18 protein-coding genes are annotated in these 19435 nt (G+C 66.0%); 11 read left to right on the top strand and 7 right to left on the bottom strand.

The genetic code is table 11. The features are described from left to right. Positions 1-74: 74 nt before the first annotated feature. From carA to VSO01S_RS15000, 5 genes are all read left to right on the top strand, one after another. A complete protein-coding gene (gene carA / locus VSO01S_RS14980) occupies positions 75-1262 on the top strand; it encodes a glutamine-hydrolyzing carbamoyl-phosphate synthase small subunit (protein WP_068643616.1) in 1188 nt (395 codons plus the stop codon). Beyond that, a complete protein-coding gene (gene carB, locus VSO01S_RS14985) occupies positions 1255-4482 on the top strand; it encodes a carbamoyl-phosphate synthase large subunit (RefSeq protein ID WP_068643617.1) in 3228 nt (1075 codons plus the stop codon). Before carA ends, carB begins: the two co-directional genes overlap by 8 nt. Before the next feature lie 26 nt (positions 4483-4508). Then, on the top strand, positions 4509-5378 hold the full coding sequence (gene kdoO, locus VSO01S_RS14990) for a Kdo hydroxylase KdoO (RefSeq protein ID WP_068643618.1): 870 nt from the start codon (positions 4509-4511) through the stop codon (positions 5376-5378). 83 nt (positions 5379-5461) lie between these two features. After that, a complete protein-coding gene (greA, locus tag VSO01S_RS14995; protein ID WP_068643619.1) occupies positions 5462-5938 on the top strand; it encodes a transcription elongation factor GreA in 477 nt (158 codons plus the stop codon). Between the two features lie 14 nt (positions 5939-5952). Then, positions 5953-6369, top strand: coding sequence for a DUF4149 domain-containing protein (locus VSO01S_RS15000; RefSeq protein WP_068643620.1), 417 nt, complete (start codon positions 5953-5955; stop codon positions 6367-6369). Positions 6370-6384: 15 nt separating this feature from the next. Here the strand turns inward: VSO01S_RS15000 and VSO01S_RS15005 are convergent, their stop codons facing one another. Beyond that, positions 6385-7128: a glycosyltransferase gene (locus VSO01S_RS15005; RefSeq protein WP_068643621.1), complete on the bottom strand. Its 744-nt coding sequence runs from the start codon at positions 7126-7128 to the stop codon at positions 6385-6387. Between the two features lie 6 nt (positions 7129-7134). After that, positions 7135-7611, bottom strand: coding sequence for a YhbY family RNA-binding protein (locus tag VSO01S_RS15010; RefSeq protein WP_068643622.1), 477 nt, complete (start codon positions 7609-7611; stop codon positions 7135-7137). Between the two features lie 21 nt (positions 7612-7632). On the opposite strand from VSO01S_RS15010, the gene VSO01S_RS15015 reads away from it, so the two are divergent. From VSO01S_RS15015 to VSO01S_RS15035, 5 genes are all read left to right on the top strand, one after another. After that, a complete protein-coding gene (locus VSO01S_RS15015; protein ID WP_068643623.1) occupies positions 7633-8301 on the top strand; it encodes an RlmE family RNA methyltransferase in 669 nt (222 codons plus the stop codon). 164 nt (positions 8302-8465) lie between these two features. Continuing rightward, positions 8466-10385 carry an ATP-dependent zinc metalloprotease FtsH gene (gene ftsH, locus VSO01S_RS15020; RefSeq protein WP_068643624.1) on the top strand — a complete coding sequence of 640 codons (1920 nt, stop codon included), beginning with the start codon at positions 8466-8468 and terminating at the stop codon, positions 10383-10385. An 84-nt stretch (positions 10386-10469) separates the two neighbouring features. After that, positions 10470-11330: a dihydropteroate synthase gene (gene folP / locus VSO01S_RS15025; RefSeq protein WP_068643636.1), complete on the top strand. Its 861-nt coding sequence runs from the start codon at positions 10470-10472 to the stop codon at positions 11328-11330. Further along, entirely contained in the window at positions 11327-12664 is a 1338-nt protein-coding gene (gene glmM / locus VSO01S_RS15030) for a phosphoglucosamine mutase (RefSeq protein WP_068643625.1), read from the top strand. The genes folP and glmM overlap by 4 nt, the downstream gene beginning before the upstream one ends. A gap of 1 nt (position 12665) precedes the next feature. Continuing rightward, the gene (locus VSO01S_RS15035; RefSeq protein ID WP_068643626.1) at positions 12666-13151 is read left to right on the top strand and encodes a GNAT family N-acetyltransferase; all 486 of its coding nucleotides are present in this window, start codon (positions 12666-12668) and stop codon (positions 13149-13151) included. A gap of 65 nt (positions 13152-13216) precedes the next feature. Here the strand turns inward: VSO01S_RS15035 and VSO01S_RS15040 are convergent, their stop codons facing one another. From VSO01S_RS15040 to VSO01S_RS15060, 5 genes are all read right to left on the bottom strand, one after another. Further along, on the bottom strand, positions 13217-14488 hold the full coding sequence (locus VSO01S_RS15040) for an acyl-CoA dehydrogenase family protein (protein WP_068643627.1): 1272 nt from the start codon (positions 14486-14488) through the stop codon (positions 13217-13219). Between the two features lie 25 nt (positions 14489-14513). Further along, on the bottom strand, positions 14514-15623 hold the full coding sequence (locus VSO01S_RS15045; RefSeq protein ID WP_068643628.1) for a phosphotransferase: 1110 nt from the start codon (positions 15621-15623) through the stop codon (positions 14514-14516). 10 nt (positions 15624-15633) lie between these two features. Continuing rightward, positions 15634-16356, bottom strand: a complete 723-nt coding sequence (locus VSO01S_RS15050; RefSeq protein ID WP_068643629.1) for a Crp/Fnr family transcriptional regulator — start codon at positions 16354-16356, stop codon at positions 15634-15636. A 63-nt stretch (positions 16357-16419) separates the two neighbouring features. Further along, positions 16420-17199 (bottom strand): oxepin-CoA hydrolase, alternative type, encoded by a 780-nt coding sequence (locus VSO01S_RS15055; RefSeq protein WP_068643630.1) that lies wholly within the window; start codon positions 17197-17199, stop codon positions 16420-16422. A gap of 18 nt (positions 17200-17217) precedes the next feature. Further along, positions 17218-18738: a 3-hydroxyacyl-CoA dehydrogenase gene (locus VSO01S_RS15060; protein ID WP_068643631.1), complete on the bottom strand. Its 1521-nt coding sequence runs from the start codon at positions 18736-18738 to the stop codon at positions 17218-17220. 112 nt (positions 18739-18850) lie between these two features. Here VSO01S_RS15060 and VSO01S_RS27155 point away from each other — a divergent pair. Beyond that, the coding region (locus VSO01S_RS27155) for a type IV pilus assembly protein FimV (RefSeq protein WP_373282900.1) at positions 18851-19435 on the top strand (585 nt) is incomplete at its 3' end.

Below are 19435 nucleotides of genomic sequence, written 5' to 3' on the forward strand. Positions count from 1 at the left end.
CAACCCCGCCGCCTTGTCGCACGACATGTTGGCATCTTGGGTTCGCTGTGGGCGTCATCCATCCGGAGAACCCAGTGCTTTTGTCTCTTCAGGGAACTTTCCCGCCCGCCATCCTGGCGCTTGCAGACGGCACGGTCTTTCTCGGTCAGTCGATCGGTGCCGCCGGCACCACGGTTGGTGAAGTGGTGTTCAACACCGCCATCACCGGCTACCAGGAAATCCTCACCGACCCCAGCTACTGCCAGCAGATCGTCACCCTGACGTATCCGCACATCGGCAACTACGGCGTCAACGAGGAAGACATCGAGGCCGACAAGATCCATGCCGCTGGCCTCATCATCCGCGACCTGCCGCTGGTGGCGTCCAACTTCCGCAAGACGGCCACGCTGACCGAGTACCTGCGTGCAGGGAACACGGTGGCCATCGCCAACATCGACACCCGAAAGCTGACCCGCCACCTGCGCACCAACGGCGCGCAGAACGGCTGCATCCTGGGCCTGAAGGACGGCGAAGCGGTCACGCAGGCGCTCATCGACAAGGCCATCGCGGCGGCCAAGGGCGCGCCGAGCATGTCGGGCCTCGACCTCGCCAAGGTGGTGTCGGTCAAGGAAACCTACGAGTGGACGCAGACCGAGTGGAAGCTCGGCGCCGGCTACGGCGTGCAGATCACGCCCAAGTTCCACGTCGTGGCCTTCGACTTCGGCGTGAAGAAGAACATCCTGCGCATGATCGCCCAGCGCGGCGCGCGCATCACGGTGGTGCCGGCGCAGACGCCCGCGGCCGACGTGCTCAAGCTCAAGCCGGACGGCATCTTCCTGGCCAACGGCCCCGGCGACCCGGAGCCTTGCGACTACGCCATTTCGGCCGTCAAGGAACTCATCGAGACCGGCATCCCCACCTTCGGCATCTGCCTGGGCCACCAGATCATGGCGCTGGCCCTGGGCGCCAAGACCTACAAGATGAAGTTCGGCCACCACGGCGCGAACCATCCGGTGAAGGACCTGGACAACGGCCGCGTGAGCATCACCAGCCAGAACCACGGCTTCGCGGTGGACGAGAAGTCGCTGCCCGCCACGCTGCGCCCCACGCACATCAGCCTGTTCGACAACACGCTGCAGGGCCTGGCCCACACCAGCAAGCCGGCCTTCTGCTTCCAGGGCCATCCGGAAGCCTCGCCCGGCCCGCACGACATTGCTTACTTGTTCGATCGCTTCGCGGCATTGATGGAAAAGCACAAGACGACGGAGAACAAGAATGCCTAAGCGTTCAGACATCAAGAGCATCCTCATCATCGGCGCCGGCCCGATCATCATCGGCCAGGCCTGCGAGTTCGACTACTCGGGCGTGCAGGCCTGCAAGGCGCTGCGCGAAGAGGGCTACAAGGTCATCCTGATCAACAGCAACCCCGCCACGATCATGACCGACCCGGCCACGGCCGACGTCACCTACATCGAGCCCATCACCTGGCAGACGGTCGAGAAGATCATCGCCAAGGAGCGCCCCGACGCGATCCTGCCGACCATGGGCGGCCAGACGGCGCTGAACTGCGCCCTCGACCTGTGGCGCAACGGCGTGCTCGACAAGTACAAGGTCGAGCTGATCGGCGCCTCGCCCGAGGCCATCGACAAGGCCGAAGACCGCCTGAAGTTCAAGGACGCGATGACCAAGATCGGCCTGGGCTCGGCGCGTTCGGGCATTGCGCACTCCATGGACGAGGCCTGGGCGGTGCAGAAGAACGTGGGCTTCCCCACCGTCATCCGCCCCAGCTTCACGCTGGGCGGCACCGGTGGCGGCATCGCCTACAACCCGGAAGAGTTCGAGATCATCTGCAAGCGCGGCCTGGAAGCCTCGCCCACCAACGAGTTGCTGATCGAAGAGTCGCTGCTCGGCTGGAAGGAGTACGAGATGGAAGTGGTCCGCGACAAGGCGGACAACTGCATCATCGTGTGCTCCATCGAGAACCTCGACCCGATGGGCGTGCACACCGGCGACTCGATCACCGTGGCCCCGGCGCAGACGCTGACGGACAAGGAATACCAGATCATGCGCAACGCCTCGCTGGCGGTGCTGCGCGAGATCGGCGTGGACACGGGCGGCTCCAACGTGCAGTTCTCGGTCAATCCGAAGGACGGCCGCATGATCGTCATCGAGATGAACCCGCGTGTGTCGCGTTCGTCGGCGCTGGCCTCCAAGGCCACCGGCTTCCCGATTGCCAAGGTCGCCGCCAAGCTGGCCATCGGCTACACGCTCGATGAGCTGCGCAACGAGATCACCGGCGGCGCCACGCCGGCGTCGTTCGAGCCCTCGATCGACTACGTGGTCACCAAGATCCCACGCTTCGCCTTCGAGAAGTTCCCGCAGGCCGATTCGCGCCTGACCACGCAGATGAAGTCCGTCGGCGAAGTGATGGCCATGGGCCGCACTTTCCAGGAATCGTTCCAGAAGGCGCTGCGTGGCCTCGAGGTTGGCGTCGACGGCATGAACGAGAAGACGCAGGACCGCGAAGTGCTCGAGAAGGAACTGGGCGAGCCCGGGCCCGAGCGCATCTGGTACGTGGGTGACGCGTTCGCACAAGGCATGACGGTGGACGAAGTGTTCGCCCTCACCAAGATCGACCGCTGGTTCCTGGTGCAGATCGAGGAGATCGTGAAGATCGAGCTCGAGCTGGAAACCAAGACGCTTCAAGAGATCGACGCTGCCACGCTGCGCATCCTGAAGCAGAAGGGCTTCTCCGACCGCCGCCTGGCCAAGCAGCTGCGCACCACCGACACGGCCGTGCGCGAAAAGCGCCGCGCCCTGGGTGTACGCCCGGTCTACAAGCGCGTGGACACCTGCGCGGCCGAGTTCGCCACGAACACCGCCTACATGTACTCGACCTACGAGGAAGAGTGCGAGGCCGCGCCGACCAACAAGAAGAAGATCATGGTGCTCGGCGGCGGCCCCAACCGCATCGGCCAGGGCATCGAGTTCGACTATTGCTGCGTGCATGCTGCGCTCGCCATGCGCGAGGACGGCTACGAGACCATCATGGTCAACTGCAACCCGGAGACCGTGTCCACCGACTACGACACCTCCGACCGCCTGTACTTCGAGCCGCTCACGCTCGAGGACGTGCTGGAGATCGTCGACAAGGAAAAGCCCACCGGCGTGATCGTTCAGTACGGCGGCCAGACGCCGCTGAAGCTCGCGCTCGACCTGGAAGCCAACGGCGTTCCGATCATCGGCACCACGCCCGACATGATCGACGCCGCAGAAGACCGCGAGCGCTTCCAGAAGCTGCTGCACGAGCTGGGCCTGCGCCAGCCGCCCAACGCCACCGCCCGCACCGAAGCCGAGGCCCTGGAAAAGGCCGCGTCGCTGGGCTACCCGCTGGTGGTGCGTCCCAGCTACGTGCTGGGCGGCCGCGCCATGGAAATCGTGCACGAGCAGCGCGACCTGGAGCGCTACATGCGCGAGGCCGTCAAGGTGAGCAACGATTCGCCGGTGCTGCTGGACCGCTTCCTGAACGACGCCATCGAGTGCGACGTCGACTGCCTGCGTGACGCCGAAGGCGCCACGCTCATCGGCGGCGTGATGGAGCACATCGAACAGGCGGGTGTGCACTCGGGCGACTCGGCCTGCTCGCTGCCGCCCTATAGCCTGCGCGCCGAGACGGTGGCCGAGCTCAAGCGCCAGAGCGCTGCCATGGCCAAGGCCCTGAACGTGGTGGGCCTGATGAACGTGCAGTTCGCCATCCAGGAAGTGGATGGCAAGGACGTGATCTACGTGCTCGAAGTGAACCCGCGTGCTTCGCGCACCGTGCCCTATGTGAGCAAGGCCACCGGCATCCAGCTGGCCAAGGTGGCGGCGCGCTGCATGGCGGGCACCTCGCTGGCCAAGCAGGGCATCACCAAGGAAGTCACGCCGCCTTACTTCAGCGTGAAGGAGGCCGTGTTCCCCTTCGTCAAGTTCCCGGGCGTGGACACCATCCTCGGCCCCGAGATGAAGTCCACCGGTGAAGTGATGGGCGTGGGCAAGACCTTCGGCGAAGCCTTCGTGAAGTCGCAGCTGGGCGCCGGCACGCACCTGCCCAAGTCGGGCAAGGTCTTCATCTCGGTGAAGAACAACGACAAGGCGCGTGCCGTCGAAGTGGCGCGCGGCCTGGCGGCGCTGGGCTTCGAGCTGATCGCCACCAAGGGGACGCAGGCGGCCATCCAGGCCGGCGGCGTCAAGTGCGAAGTGGTCAACAAGGTCACCGAAGGCCGCCCGCACATCGTGGACATGATCAAGAACAACGAGATTGCCTTGGTCATCAACACGGTGGAAGAGCGCCGCAACGCCATTGCTGACTCGCGCCAGATCCGCACGTCGGCGCTGCTGGCCCGCGTGACCACCATCACCACCATCTTCGGCGCCGAAGCCGCGGTGGAAGGCATGAAGCACATGAACGAGCTGAGCGTGATCTCCGTGCAGGAGATGCACGACCAGTTGGCAGCCGCCTGAGGCAGGCGACAGGAGAGCAGGTCACCATGGCATCGCAAATCGTCGAACTCGATCTGAACGAATGGCGCGTTCCCACGCCCAACGAGTCCTGGATCGAGGCGCTCGAGGCGGGCAAGGTGCTCTTCTTTCCCAAGCTCGGCTTCGAGTTCAAGCCTGAAGAGCGCGCCTTTCTCGACCCCAGGCTGCTCGCGCCCAAGGTGCGCAACATCAGCCTGGACGGCAACGGCAAGCTCAAGGGCGTGGTGGGCGACGAAAAGATCCAGCACGACGTGGCGGCCATGATCGGGCGCTTTCGCCAGCAGGCCAGGGCGCTCATCGACGGCCTGTTGCCGGCCTACGGTCCGCATCTGCGCATGGCGCCCACGAGCTTTCGGCCGGCGCAAGTGGAAACGCGCGTCCAGTCCTGGCGCGCGGACGACCGCCGGCTGCACGTCGATTCGTTTCCGTCGCGGCCCAACTACGGTGAGCGCATCCTGCGCGTCTTCACCAACGTCAATCCCGACGGCGCACCGCGCGTGTGGCGCGTCGGCGAGCCTTTCGAGGACGTGGCCAGGCGCTTCCTGCCGCGGGCCAAGCCCTATTCGGCATGGCAGGCCAAGGTGCTGCAGGCGCTGCACGTGACCAAGTCCTTTCGCAGCGAGTACGACCACCTCATGCTGCAACTGCACGACGGCATGAAGTCCGACCTGGACTACCAGCGCGACTCGGTCCAGGAAACGGTGCCATTTCCCGCAGGTTCCGTGTGGGTATGCTTCTCCGACCAGACCTCGCACGCCGTCATGTCAGGGCAATTCATGATGGAACAGACCCTGCACCTGCCGGCTGACAGCCAATACAATCCGGGTGCAAGCCCGCTGGCCATCCTCAGCCGTCTCACCGGCCGCACGCTGGTCTAGAATTTCCCCGAGACAAGTTCGCAACCAAGTTACCGCCGAACGGCGACGTTCGGCGGTTTCGCTTTTTGACGCTACAAGAAATCATGGCAACCATTCCCATCACCAAGCGCGGTGCAGAAAAGCTCAAGGAAGAGCTGCACCGCTTGAAGACCGTCGATCGCCCCTGGGTCATCAACGCCATTGCCGAAGCGCGCGCGCAGGGTGACTTGAGCGAAAACGCCGACTACGACGCGGCCAAGGACCGCCAGGGCTTCATCGAGGGCCGCATCCAGGAAATCGAAGGCAAGCTGTCCATTGCGCAGGTCATCGACCCCAGCGCGCTCGACGGCGGCGGCAAGGTCGTGTTCGGTGCCACGGTCGAGCTGGAAGAGGAAGATTCCGGCGAGGCGGTGCGCTACCAGATCGTCGGCGAAGACGAGGCCGACCTGAAGGAAGGCCGCATCAACGTCGGCAGCCCGATCGCCCGCGCCCTCATCGGCAAGGAAGAAGGCGACACTGCCGAGGTGCAGGCACCCGGCGGGGTCAAGCGCTACGAGATCGTCGGCGTTTCCTACGTCTGAAGACGCGGCAAGCCTTGAGCGCACGCCTCCCCGCCCTGGCCGCCGCCTTCTGGTGGGTGAGCCTGTCGGTCATCGGCTTCATCGTGGTGCCGATGCTGTTCCAGAACCTGCCGACGCCGGCCGAGGCGGGGCGCATGGCGGCGCGGCTTTTCACGGCCCAGGCCTGGGTGTCGATCGCCTGCGCGCTGTTGCTTCTGGGCGTTTCGCGTTCGGAGCGGATGGGGGATGCGGCCAAGGCGGTGGACCGCGCCATCCTCTTCGTGATTCTCGGCTTGCTGCTGGCCCTGGTGGGGGAGTTCGGCATTGCGCCGCGCATCATCGCCCGCGAGAACCTCAAGTTCTGGCACGCGCTCGGCAGCGGTGCCTACCTGGTCCAGTGGGCCTGCGCCGCCACGGTGCTGTGGCGCGTGCTCAGGCCGCCGCCGGCCTGAGCGCCTTCTTCCGCCTTATTCGTGCCAGTGCTCGGCCACCCAAGTGGCCGGGCGGATGAAGCGAAAGCGCCGGTTGCGGCGCCCCGCCAGCGCATCCGGCGGATTGCATTCCCCGTGGAAGATCACGATGCGCGCACCCTCGGGCACGAAGGGGCGGCGCCAGTAGTTGCTGGGCCACAAGGGAATGCCGTGGTACTTGAAGCTCGGGCACCACTCGCTCGGCCAGTACTTGAGCTTGCCCTTGTTGTGCAGGTAGTCCGAGAGGTAGGTCTGCTCGTTGCGAAAGCGCTCGCGCAGTTCCACTTCGTGGTCGCGGAAGTACTGCAGCACGTCGGGCAGGGCGCCGATCTCGAAGCGGTAGACCGACGAGTTGCCCGTCACGCGCCAGGGCCGGCGGTAGTCCTTGATGATCAGGAACTCGCCGGGCTGGGTGAAGAAGTCGTCGAGGCTGCCCACGACCACCACGTCCAGGTCCAGGAAGAGGGCGGTGCCCTCCAGCCCGTATTCATCCTTCAGCACAGGGCTGAAGGTGGTGAGCTTCTTCCAGGCGCGGTCGCGCACGCCGGCCGCCTCAGGGGCGATCTCCACCGGCGGAATGGGAAAACACTCGACCTCGCTGCGGATGCCCTTGGCATCGTCGGTGAGGCAGATGAAGCGAAACTCGCCGGTCAGGTGCCGGCGAGCCATCGCATAGAGGTTGTTGACGTAATAGGGCTCGTACTTCGTGCCCCATTTCATGCAGATGATGTGGCGCATCATGCGTCGTCAGTCGGCCTGGCGGCGCTTCTTGGTCGAGATCTTCTTCGGCTTGGCGCGCTTGATGGTGCCGCCGGCCGTCAGGCGCTGGTTGCCCAGCACGCGCAGCATCTTGACTTCGGGGCGCTGGCCGCCGCGCTTGCTGTACTTGAGGATCTTCACGTCGCGCGGGCCGGGCATGCGGTCTTCGTCGACCGTGCGTTCCTTCTCGGGCTTGGGGCGCCACAGCACCAGCAGCTTGCCGATGTGCTGGATGGGCGCGGCGTCGAGCTCGTCGGCCAGGGTCTGCAGCATGGCGTCGCGTGCGAGGCGGTCGTCCGAGAAGACGCGGATCTTGATCAGGCCGTGGGCCTTGAGGGCGGCGTCGGCTTCTTTTTTGACGGCTGGCGTGAGCCCGTCGCCGCCGACCATCACGATCGGATCCAGATGGTGCGCTTCGGCACGGTGCACCTTGCGCTGGGCGGGGGTAAGTTGAATGGCGGGCATCCCCGTATTATCGGGGCGCAGATGAAGGTCAAAACCAAAAGCAAGAAGATCAATAAAGCGTGGCTCAACGACCACGTCAACGACCCGTGGGTGAAACTGGCCACGCGGGAGGGCTACCGCGCGCGCGCCGCCTACAAGCTCAAGGAAATCGACGAGACGCTGGGCCTGATCAAGCCCGGGCACGTGGTGGTCGACCTGGGGTCGACGCCTGGGGCCTGGAGCCAGTACGTGCGGCGCCGCCTGTCGCCGGCCGGCGCAGCCGTGGGTGAACTGCACGGCACCATCATCGCGCTGGACATCCTGCCCATGGAGCCGATCGAAGGTGTGCACTTCATCCACGGCGATTTCCGCGAAGAAGCGGTGCTTGGCCAGCTCGAGGAAGCCATGGCCGGGCGCAAGGCCGACGTCGTGGTCTCGGACATGGCGCCCAACCTGTCGGGCATCGAGTCGGCCGATACCGCCCGGGTGGCGCACCTGATCGAACTGGCGGTGGATTTCGCCCAGCACCACCTCAAGCCCGAGGGCGCGCTGGTGGCCAAGGTTTTTCACGGCAGCGGCTACAACGAATTGGTTGCCCTTTTCAAGGTGCATTTCCGCGTCGTGAAACCATTCAAGCCCAAGGCTTCGCGGGACAAGTCGTCCGAAACCTTCCTGGTGGGGGTGGGCCTGAAGAAGGCCGATACCAATTGATACGGGCCGGGCGTGCTGAAATCCTGGAGCAACCTATGGCTGCTATGGGCTTTTCCAAAGGTTTCGCAGCTTGAAAAGCCTAAAATGAGCGCCAATTGCCGACTATCGGCATGCCGGCATCCTCATTTTGGGCGTGCCCGCGCTTTTCCCGACTGGAGCTTCGTTTGAACAATCAGTGGTTTTCCAAAGTTGCCGTCTGGCTCGTCATCGCCATGGTGTTGTTCACTGTGTTCAAGCAGTTCGACACCCGCGGCGCCGCCGGGGCCGGCTATGTCGGGTACTCCGATTTCCTTGAAGAGGTGCGCTCCAACCGCATCAAGAGCGCCACCATCCAGGAAGGCCAGGGCGGCAGCGAGATCGTCGCAGTCACCACGGACGACCGGAAGATCCGCACCACCGCCACCTACCTCGACCGGGGCCTGGTGGGCGACCTGATCAACAACAACGTCAAGTTCGACGTCAAGCCGCGCGAAGAAGGCTCCCTGCTCATGACCCTGCTGGTCAGCTGGGGCCCGATGCTGCTGCTGATCGGCGTGTGGGTCTACTTCATGCGCCAGATGCAGGGCGGCGGCAAGGGCGGCGCCTTCAGCTTCGGCAAGAGCAAGGCGCGCATGCTCGACGAGAACAACAACCAGGTCACCTTCGCCGACGTCGCCGGCTGCGACGAGGCCAAGGAAGAAGTCAAGGAGGTTGTCGACTTCCTGAAGGACCCGGCCAAATTCCAGAAGCTGGGCGGCCGCATTCCGCGCGGCCTGCTGCTGGTCGGCCCCCCGGGTACCGGCAAGACGCTGCTGGCCAAGTCCATCGCGGGCGAAGCCAAGGTGCCGTTCTTCTCCATTTCCGGCTCCGACTTCGTCGAAATGTTCGTCGGCGTGGGCGCGGCGCGCGTGCGCGACATGTTCGAGAACGCCAAGAAGAACGCGCCCTGCATCATCTTCATCGACGAAATCGACGCCGTGGGCCGCCAGCGTGGCGCCGGCCTGGGTGGCGGCAACGACGAGCGCGAGCAGACCCTCAACCAGATGCTGGTCGAGATGGACGGCTTCGAGACCAACCTGGGTGTGATCGTGGTGGCCGCCACCAACCGCCCGGACATCCTGGACGCCGCCTTGCTGCGCCCGGGCCGCTTCGACCGCCAGGTCTACGTGACGCTGCCCGACATCCGGGGCCGCGAGCAGATCCTGAACGTGCACATGCGCAAGGTGCCGCTGGGCCAGGACGTGAACCCGGCGATCATCGCCCGCGGCACGCCCGGCATGTCCGGCGCCGACTTGGCCAACCTCTGCAACGAAGCCGCGCTGATGGCAGCGCGCCGCAATGCCCGCGTGGTCGAGATGCAGGACTTCGAGAAGGCCAAGGACAAGATCTTCATGGGCCCCGAGCGCAAGAGCATGGTCATGCCCGAGGAAGAGCGCCGCAACACGGCCTACCACGAGTCCGGCCACGCCCTCATCGGCAAGCTGCTGCCCAAGTGCGACCCGGTCCACAAGGTCACCATCATCCCGCGCGGCCGTGCGCTGGGCGTGACCATGAGCCTGCCCGAGAACGACCGCTACAGCTACGACCGCGAATACATGCTCAACCAGATCAGCATGCTGTTCGGCGGCCGCATTGCCGAAGAAGTGTTTATGCACCAGATGACCACGGGTGCTTCCAACGACTTCGAGCGCGCCACCAACCTGGCGCGCGACATGGTGATGAAGTACGGCATGAGCGAGGCGCTGGGCCCCATGGTGTACGCCGAGAACGAAGGCGAAGTGTTCCTGGGCCGTTCGGTCACCAAGACCACCAACATGAGCGAATCGACCATGCAGAAGGTCGACGCCGAGGTACGCCGCATCATCGACGAGCAGTACGCCCTGGCGCGCCGCCTGATCGAGGAAAACTCGGACAAGATGCACGCGATGGCCAAGGCCCTGCTGGAATGGGAAACCATCGACACCGAGCAGCTGGACGACATCATGGCCGGCCGCGAGCCCCGTCCGCCCAAGGACTGGACGCCGCGCGTGCCGCCTTCGGCGGATGGCGGCGGCAGCGGCGGATCGCCCGCCGTCAAGCCCGACCCGTCGCCGACGGTGGCCTGAAGGCAAAAGCGACAATCAAGACGGGGCCTCGCGCCCCGTTTTTCGTGGCCGCCCGCATGGCGCGGCGAGATCATTGGCATGGGCATGAACTGGCAGACCTCGCGCTTCCTCATCGACCTCGCGCAGCCGCGCGTGATGGGCATCGTCAACGTCACGCCCGATTCGTTTTCCGACGGCGGCACGCACGGCACCGCGTCGCAGGCGCTGGCGCATTGCGAGCAATTGCTGCGTGAGGGCTGCCACATCCTGGACATCGGCGGCGAATCGACCCGGCCAGGCAGCCCTGCCGTGCCCCTCAACGAAGAATTGGCCCGGGTGATGCCGGTGGTCCGCGAGGCGGTGAAGCTGGGCGTGCCAGTCTCGGTCGATACCTACAAGCCGCAGGTGATGCGCGAGGTGCTCGATGCCGGTGCCGACATCGTCAACGACATCTGGGCGCTGCGGCAGCCGGGGGCGCTGGAAGCGGTCGCCTCCTACCCCGACTGCGGCGTCTGCCTGATGCACATGCACCGCGATCCGCAGACCATGCAGGCTGCCCCCATGAGCGGCGAGGTGCTGGGCGCGGTGCAGGCCTTTCTGGCTGAACGGGCCACCGCTTTGAGGGCTGCGGGCGTGCACCCATCGCGCATCGTCATCGATCCGGGCATCGGTTTCGGCAAGACAGTGATGCAGAATTTCGAGCTGCTCGAAAAGCAGGCCGAACTGCTGGCCCTGGGCTATCCGCTGCTGGCGGGGTGGTCGCGCAAGAGTTCGCTTGGCGCGGTCAGCGGCATCCAGAACGCGGCCGAGCGCATGGTGCCCAGCGTGGCAGCAGCGCTGCTGGCCGTCGAGCGCGGCGCGCGCATCGTGCGCGTGCACGACGTCAAGGAAACGGTGGCGGCCCTCGCTGTCTGGCGGGCCGTCCACGGCATGCAAACACAACAACAGGAAGGATCTTCCAGATGAGCAGTCGCCAATACTTCGGTACCGACGGCATTCGCGGCACGGTGGGCACCGCCCCCATCACGCCGGATTTCGTGCTCCGGCTGGCGCACGCGGTGGGCCGCGTGCTCAAGCGCAGCGAGCCGCGCCCCAAGGTGCTGATCGGCAAGGACACGCGGATCTCCGGCTACATGCTGGAAAGCGCGCTCGAATCGGGCTTCAACTCTGCCGGCGTGGATGTGGTGCTGCTCGGCCCGCTGCCCACGCCCGGCGTGGCCTATCTCACGCGGGCGCTGCGTGCGGACCTCGGCGTGGTCATCAGTGCCAGCCACAACGCCTATCCGGACAACGGCATCAAGTTCTTCAGCGCCCAGGGCACCAAGCTCGACGACGCCTGGGAGCTGGCGGTGGAAGACATCCTCGACGACGCACCCGTGTGGGCGGATTCGGCCAACCTCGGCAAGGCGCGCCGGCTGGACGACGCGGCCGGCCGCTACATCGAGTTCTGCAAGAGCACCTTTGCCAACGACCTGACCCTGCGCGGCATGAAGCTGGTGGTGGATGGCGCGCACGGCGCGGCCTACCAGGTGGCGCCCAAGGTGTTCCACGAGCTCGGGGCCGATGTCACGAGCATCGGCTGTGCGCCGGATGGCTTGAACATCAACAAGGGCGTCGGCGCCACGCACCCCCAAGCCCTGATCGAGGCGGTCAAGGCGCAGGGCGCGCACTACGGCATTGCGCTGGACGGCGATGCGGACCGCCTGCAGCTCGTGGATGCGGATGGGCGCCTGTTCAATGGCGACGAACTGCTGTACCTGATGGTGTCCGAACGCCTCGGCCGCGGCGAACGCGTGGCGGGCGTGGTCGGCACGCTGATGACCAACAAGGCCGTGGAAGTGGCCTTGCGCGAGCGCGGCATCGACTTCGTGCGCGCCAAGGTGGGCGACCGCTACGTGCTCGAGGAACTGGACAAGCGCGGATGGCTTCTGGGCGGCGAGGGTTCGGGCCACCTGCTGGCGCTGGACAAGCAGACCACCGGCGACGGCATCGTCAGCGCGCTGCAGGTGCTGCAGGCCTGCCAGCGCAGCGGCAAGACCGTGGCTCAGTTGCTGGCCGACGTTCAGCTCTTTCCGCAGACGCTCATCAATGTGCGCATGTCCAATGGCCAGGACTGGCAGCGCAACGGCGCCCTGCAGGACGAAACCCGCAAGGTGGAAGACGAACTGGGCGACAGCGGCCGCGTGCTCATTCGCGCCAGCGGCACCGAGCCGCTGCTTCGCGTGATGGTGGAAGCGCGCGATCCGCAGCAGGCCGAAGCCTGCGCGCGCCGCCTGGCTGCAACGGTCGGGGCGGCCTGAGGTGGCGCAGATCGACGTCCGCCTGGCCGACTACGCCGACCCGGCGCATCGCGAGGCGCTGCTGTTCTTGCTCGATGCCTATGCCCGCGATCCTGCAGGCGGTGGCGCGCCGCTGGGCGAGTATGTCCGGCGCCATCTGCTGGATGAGCTGGCCCGGCGTCCCTACGCATTCAGCGTGCTGGCCTTCGAGGGCGAGCAGGCGGTGGGGCTGGTCAACTGCTTCGAGGGATTTTCCACCTTCGCCAGCAAGCCGCTGGTCAACGTGCACGACGTGGTGGTGCTCGAAAGCCACCGGGGCCGGCGCATTGCGCCGATGATGCTGGCCAAGGTGGAGGAACTGGCGCGCGAGCGGGGCGCCTGCAAGCTCACGCTCGAGGTGCTCACCGGAAACACCCAGGCGATGAAGTCGTACGAGAGGGAAGGCTTTGCCGGCTACCAGCTCGACCCGAGCTTCGGCACCGCCACCTTCATGCAGAAGAAGCTCTAGATCGAGAATAGAAAAAGGCCCGCAGCGTCGAGCGCTGCGGGCCTTTTTTCTTTGCGTCCGGCCGATCAGAAGCGCGTGACGGGCATCGGCTCGTCCTTGTGGTTGGCCGAGTACTTGCCCAGCTCCCACTTGGCGATGGCGTTGCGGTGCACCTCGTCCGGGCCGTCGGCAAAACGCAGCGTGCGGGCGTGGGCGTAGGCGTTGGCCAGCGGGAAGTCGTCGCACATGCCGCCGCCGCCGTGCACCTGCATGGCCCAGTCGATCACCTGGCAGGCCATGCTGGGCGCCACCACCTTGATCATGGCGATGTCGTTCTTGGCGACCTTGTTGCCGGCCACGTCCATCAGCCAGGCGGCCTTGAGCGTGAGCAGGCGGGCCATGTCGATCTTGCAGCGGGCTTCGGCAATGCGCTCCTGCGTCACCGTCTGCGATGCCACGGTCTTGCCGAAGGCCACGCGCGAGGAGGCGCGCTTGCACATCAGCTCCAGCGCGCGCTCGGCCAGGCCGATCAGGCGCATGCAGTGGTGGATGCGGCCGGGGCCCAGGCGCCCTTGCGCGATCTCGAAGCCGCGGCCTTCGCCCAGCAGCATGTTGGAGGCGGGCACGCGCACGTTCTCGAAGTACATCTCGACGTGGCCGTGCGGCGCATCGTCGTAGCCCATCACGTTCAGGGGCCGCACGATGCGGATGCCCTTGGCGTCGGCCGGCACGATGATCATGCTCTGCTGCGAGTGCTTGGGCGCGTCCGGATCGGACTTGCCCATGGTGATGAACACCTTGCAGCGCGGATCGGCCGCCCCCGAGATCCACCACTTGTGGCCGTTGATGACGTACTCGTCGCCCTGGCGCTCGATGCGGGTGCAGATGTTGGTGGCGTCGCTCGACGCCACTTCGGGCTCGGTCATGGCGAAGGCCGAGCGGATCTCGCCTTCGAGCAGCGGCTTGAGCCAGCGCGCCTTGATCTCTTCCGAGCCGTAGCGGGCGATGGTCTCCATGTTGCCGGTATCGGGCGCGGAGCAGTTGAAGGCTTCGCTGGCCCATGGCACGCGGCCCATGATCTCGGCCAGCGGTGCGTATTCCATGTTGGTCAGGCCTGCGCCTTCGTAGCCCGACGCATGCGCGCTGTCCACCGGCAGGAACAGGTTCCACAGGCCTTGCGCCTTGGCCTTGACCTTGAGCTTTTCCACCGTCTGCAGGGCGCTCCAGCGCTTGCCGGCGGCGGTGTTGGCGGCCATTTCGGCCGAGTATTCGGCTTCCGCGGGGTAGATGTTGTCCTCCATGAAGGCGGTGACGCGCTTCTGCAGGTCCTTGGTTTTGGCGGAATAGTCGAAGTCCATGAGATGTCTCCAGGTGGGGAAGGGGTCAGGCGCGCTGGGCGAATTGCCAGGCCATCTGCGCCATGGGTCGCGCGCCGCGGGCGGAGGCCACGGCCTGTTCGCTCGAGGCGGTGCCGGCCTCGACGCGCTTGGCAATGCCTTGCAGGATCGCGGCCATGCGGAACAGGTTGTAGGCCTGGTAGAAGTTCCAGTCGGGCGCCAGCGCCTCGGGCGTGCTGATGCCGGTGCGCTCGCAGTAGCGGCGGATGTACTGGCTCTCGGTCGGAATGCCCAGCGCCGCCACGTCCACGCCGCCGATGCCGCGGCCCGTGGTGGGGGGCATGTGCCAGGACATGCAGTGGTAGGCGAAGTCGGCCAGAGGGTGGCCCAGCGTCGACAGCTCCCAGTCCAGCACCGCGATGATGCGCGGCTCGGTGGCATGGAACATCACATTGTCGAGGCGGTAGTCGCCGTGCACGATCGACACCTTGCTTTCGTCGCGTGCGCTGGCGGGCATGTTGGCGGGCAGCCAGTCGATCAGCCGCTCCATCTCGTCGATGGGCTGTGACAGTTCGCCGGCGCCGTCGGCCGAGGCCTTGTACTGTTTGCTCCAGCGGCCGATCTGGCGCTCGAAATAGTTGCCGGGCTTGCCGTAGTCGGCCAGGCCGCGTTCGGCGAACTTCACCGTGTGCAGCGCCGAAATGACGCGGTTCATCTCGTCGTAGTGGGCCGCACGTTCGGCATTGCTCATGCCGGGCAGCGACTGGTCCCACAGCACGCGGCCCTGCATGAACTCCATGACGTAGAAGGCGCGGCCGATCACCGATTCGTCTTCGCACAGGCAGTACATCTCGGGCACGGGCACGTCGGTGCCGGCCAGGCCGCTCATCACCTTGTACTCCCGCTCGATGGCGTGCGCCGAAGGCAGCAGCTTGGCGACCGGCCCGGGCTTGGCGCGCATCACGTAGCTCTTCGTCGGCGTGACGAGCTTGTAGGTCGGGTTGGACTGGCCGCCCTTGAACATCTCCACCGTGAGCGGCCCCTTGAAGCCGGGCAGGTTTTTGTCGAGCCAGGCCGCGAGTGCGCCAGTATCGAATGCGTGCTGGCTGGAAACGGCGCGCGTCCCGATGAAATTGCTGAAGTCCTGCTGTGTCATGTCTGGCTTCTTATTGCTCTGCTGCTTCGGAAATGCGCATCAGCGCCGCGCGATCCAGCACGACCAGTCCACCCGGTTCGATGCGAATGGCTTCCTCGCGCTCCATGGCCTTGAGTTCCTGATTCACCCGTTGGCGCGAAGCGCCCAGCAACTGCGCCAGTTCTTCCTGCGCCAGATGCAGGCCGATGCGCATCTGGCTTCCGTCCGCGAGGTTCGGGACGCCGTAGCTGCGCACCAGGTGGATGAGCTGCTTGGCCAGGCGCGCACGCAAGGGCAGCGTGTTGAGGTCTTCCACCAGGCCGAAGAGTTGGCGGATGCGCCGCGCCTGCAGCCGCATGAGCGCTTCGTACAGCTCGATGTGCGTGGCAAGGATCTTGTTGAAGTCGGCACGCGCCACGCACAGGATGGTGGTGTCGCCGTGCGCATAGGCATCGTGCGTGCGCCGGTCTCCGTCGAACATCGCCACGTCGCCGAACCAGATGCCCGGCTCCACGTAGGTGAAGGTGATCTGCTTGCCCGACACCGCCGTCGAACTCACCCGCACGGCGCCCCTGGCGCAGGCGATCCACGATTCCGGCGGATCGCCACGCGCGGCGATCAGCTCGCCGTCCTTGTAGCGTTTGACGAATGCGCATCGAAGAATGTCGTGCCGTAGCGAGGGGGAAAGGGAACTGAACCAGCGACCACTGTTGATCGCTTCACGTTCCTCGATGGTAAGAATGGGGTCGTCCATGGTCTGTCCTGTCCGCGACTGAAATCTGCGTGCTTGTCACGAGGGTGACCTCGTGGCTTTTCTTCAGGCGTAGCGCGGCTTCTCCTTCGCCAGGAAGGCAGCGATGCCGATGCCGGCGTTGGCATGGTGAAGATTGCGCACGAAATGGTCGCGCTCGGCATCAAGCTGCCCGGACAGGCTGGCGCCGCGGCCTTCGTTGAGCAGTTCCTTGGCGCTGGCCAGCGCATTGGGCGCGCGGCCATTCAACTGGGCAGCGAGCGCCAGTGCATCATTCAAGGCCTGGCCGCTTTCGGCGAGGCGGTTGACCACGCCCAGCGCGTGCAGCCGCTCGGCGCCGATGCGCTCGCCCAGCATCATCCATTCGCTGACGATCTGCCGCGGCAGGAATTGCGACAGGTGCCAGCTCATGCCGCCGTCGGGTGACAGGGCAATGTTGCTGTACGAGGCAGCAAAGATGGCGTCGCGCGCTGCCACGATGAAGTCGCACGCCAGCGTGAGCGAAAAGCCGGCGCCGGCCGCTGCGCCTTCCACCGCCGCGATGATCGGCTTGGGAAAGGCCCGCATCGCATCGATCCAGTTGTGCAGGCTCTCGATGCTCTGCGCCTGGAACTCGGGTTCGCGCTCGCGATTGGCCTGCAGGCGCTGCAAAGAGCCACCGGCGCAGAACCAGGGGCCTTCGCCGGTCAGCACCACGCTGCGCACCTCGGCGCTGGTGCCTGCGCGATTGAGTGTCTCGATGCCGGCGGCGTAGATCTCCGGCCCGAGCGCGTTGCGCTGCGAGGGGTTGGAAATCGTCAGCACCATGGTGCCGTCCTGCGTGCTGCTCTTGAGTTGTGCGGTCATGGGGTTGCCTTCGGTTGTTCAGTCTTCCTGGTGGGTGAGGCTCAGGCCCAGGGCGCCGCGGCGGCGCAGCCACGGGCTGGGGCGGTAGCGCGGGTCGCCGTACACCGTCTGCATGTTGAACAGCACCTCGAGCATGTTGGTCGGCCCGTACAGGTCGCCCATGGCGAGCGGGCCTTGCGGGTAGCCCAGGCCCAGGCGCACCGCGGTTTCCAGGTCGGCGGGCGAACAGACCTGCTGCTGGCACATGTCGGACGCGATGTTGACAATGGTGGCCACCACGCGTTGCGTGACGAAGCCGCCGGAGTCGCGGATCACGCTCACGGCCTTGCCGTCACGCGCGAACAGGGCATGCGCGGCTTCCCGAATGTCGCGGCGGGTGGCGGGCGTGCCGGCCAGCACGCGGCGCTTGGTGGCGGCGTCGTCCACCAGCATGTCGATGCCCACTGTGCGCGTGGCGTCGAGCCGGTCGACGGCCGCCACAGTCGTGACATCGAAGCCAAGCGGCGCCACAAGGATGAGCGCAGCGGAAGAGGGCCCGGCACCAGTTTCGATCTGGGCGCCCAGGTCGTGCACCAGCCGCAGCAGTTCCGGCCGGCGTGCCGCGCGCGGCGACACCCAGACGGCCGGCAACTTGTCGAGGGTGGGCGCGGGCGGCTCGGCCGGGACCTGCTGCACACCGTCGACGTAGCGGTAGAAACCTTCGCCGGTCTTGCGGCCCAGGGCGCCGGCCGCCAGGCGCTGGGCGGTGATCACGCTGGGGCGAAAGCGCGGCTCTTCATAGTACTGGTGGTAGATGGACTCCATGACGGGGTGCGACACGTCCAGCGCCGTCAGGTCCAGCAACTCGAAGGGGCCGAGGCGAAAACCGGCCTGGTCCTTGAGGATGCGGTCGATGGTGGCGAAATCCGCCACGCCTTCTGAGGCGATGCGCAGGGCCTCCGTGCCGTAGCCCCGGCCGGCATGGTTGACGATGAAGCCGGGCGTATCCTGCGTGTGCACGGCGCTGTGCCCCATTTCCTTGGCGTAGGTGGCCAGCCGGCCGCACAGGGCGCGTTCGGTCTTGAAGCCCGCGACCACCTCGACCACCTTCATCAGCGGCACCGGGTTGAAGAAGTGGTAGCCGGCAAAGCGCTCCGGCCGCGCCAGGCCGGCCGCGATGGCGGTGACCGAGAGCGACGAGGTGTTGGTCACCAGCGCAGCGCCTTCCGAAACGACCGACTCCAGTTCGCGAAAGAGGTTGCGCTTGACCTCCAGGTTTTCCACGACGGCTTCGATCACCAGGTCGCACTCGGCCAGCGCCTGGATCGACTCCACGGCATGGAGCCGGGTGGCCAGCGCGGCCTGGGTCGCCGCGTCCAGCTTGCCTTTTTCCTGGAGTCTGGCCCACTGGGCGGTGATGGCCTCGAGGCCACGCTGGGCCGCGCCGGGCTGGCTGTCCACGAGCAGGACGTCGCTGCCGGCCTGCGCGGCAATCTGGGCAATCCCGCGCCCCATCGCGCCTGCGCCAACAACGCCAATCTTGGAAAAGGTCACAGTCATTTTTTGAATGTCTCTACGTAAGTGTTAAGTGCTGGCCGACGTGTCAGAATGTGTTTACCTTTTATTACTGTCCGCTCCCTTGCAAGCTTTGCGACTCACTGCCGGCCTTCTCTTGATCGGCGCTGCGTTCCAGTCTTCGGCCCTGACCATCGGGCGGCCGGCGGGCAGCGCCTGGATAGGCAAGCCGCTGGACCTGGTGATTCCGCTCGAACTGGATCGCAGCGAGTCGGGCGACAGTCTGTGCCTTGAAGCGGATGTGCTGCAAGGCGAGGCCCGTCTGGACGACAAGCGGGTGACCCTTTCGCTCGACCCTGGCCCGAGCCCCGACGCCCCGAGGGTGCGCTTGCGTACCACGCGCGCCGTCGAGGAGCCGGTCGTCACGGTGAAACTCACCGCCGGTTGCGTGGCGAAGTCTACGCGCCAGTATGTCCTGCTGGCCGATCTCCCGGAGGCGCCGCCGGTCGTGGCGTCACCCTCGCGACTCCCGCTGCCGGCGCCGGCCGCGGCCGCAGGGGAAGGGGCGGGCGTGCCTGCTTCTTCTCTCTCGCAAGCGAGGCCCTCGCGTCCGGCACGTGTGGCCCAAGGTCCAGGTACGGGTACGGGTGTGGCTGCGGGCGGCTCTGCCGAGGCGGCTCCGGCGCCGCCGCCGCGCAAGCGGGTGGCGCCGCCTTCCTCGCCGGCCCCCGCGGCCGAGGCT

The organism is Variovorax soli NBRC 106424 (assembly GCF_001591385.1).
GTDB classification, from domain to species: Bacteria; Pseudomonadota; Gammaproteobacteria; order Burkholderiales; family Burkholderiaceae_C; genus Variovorax; species Variovorax soli.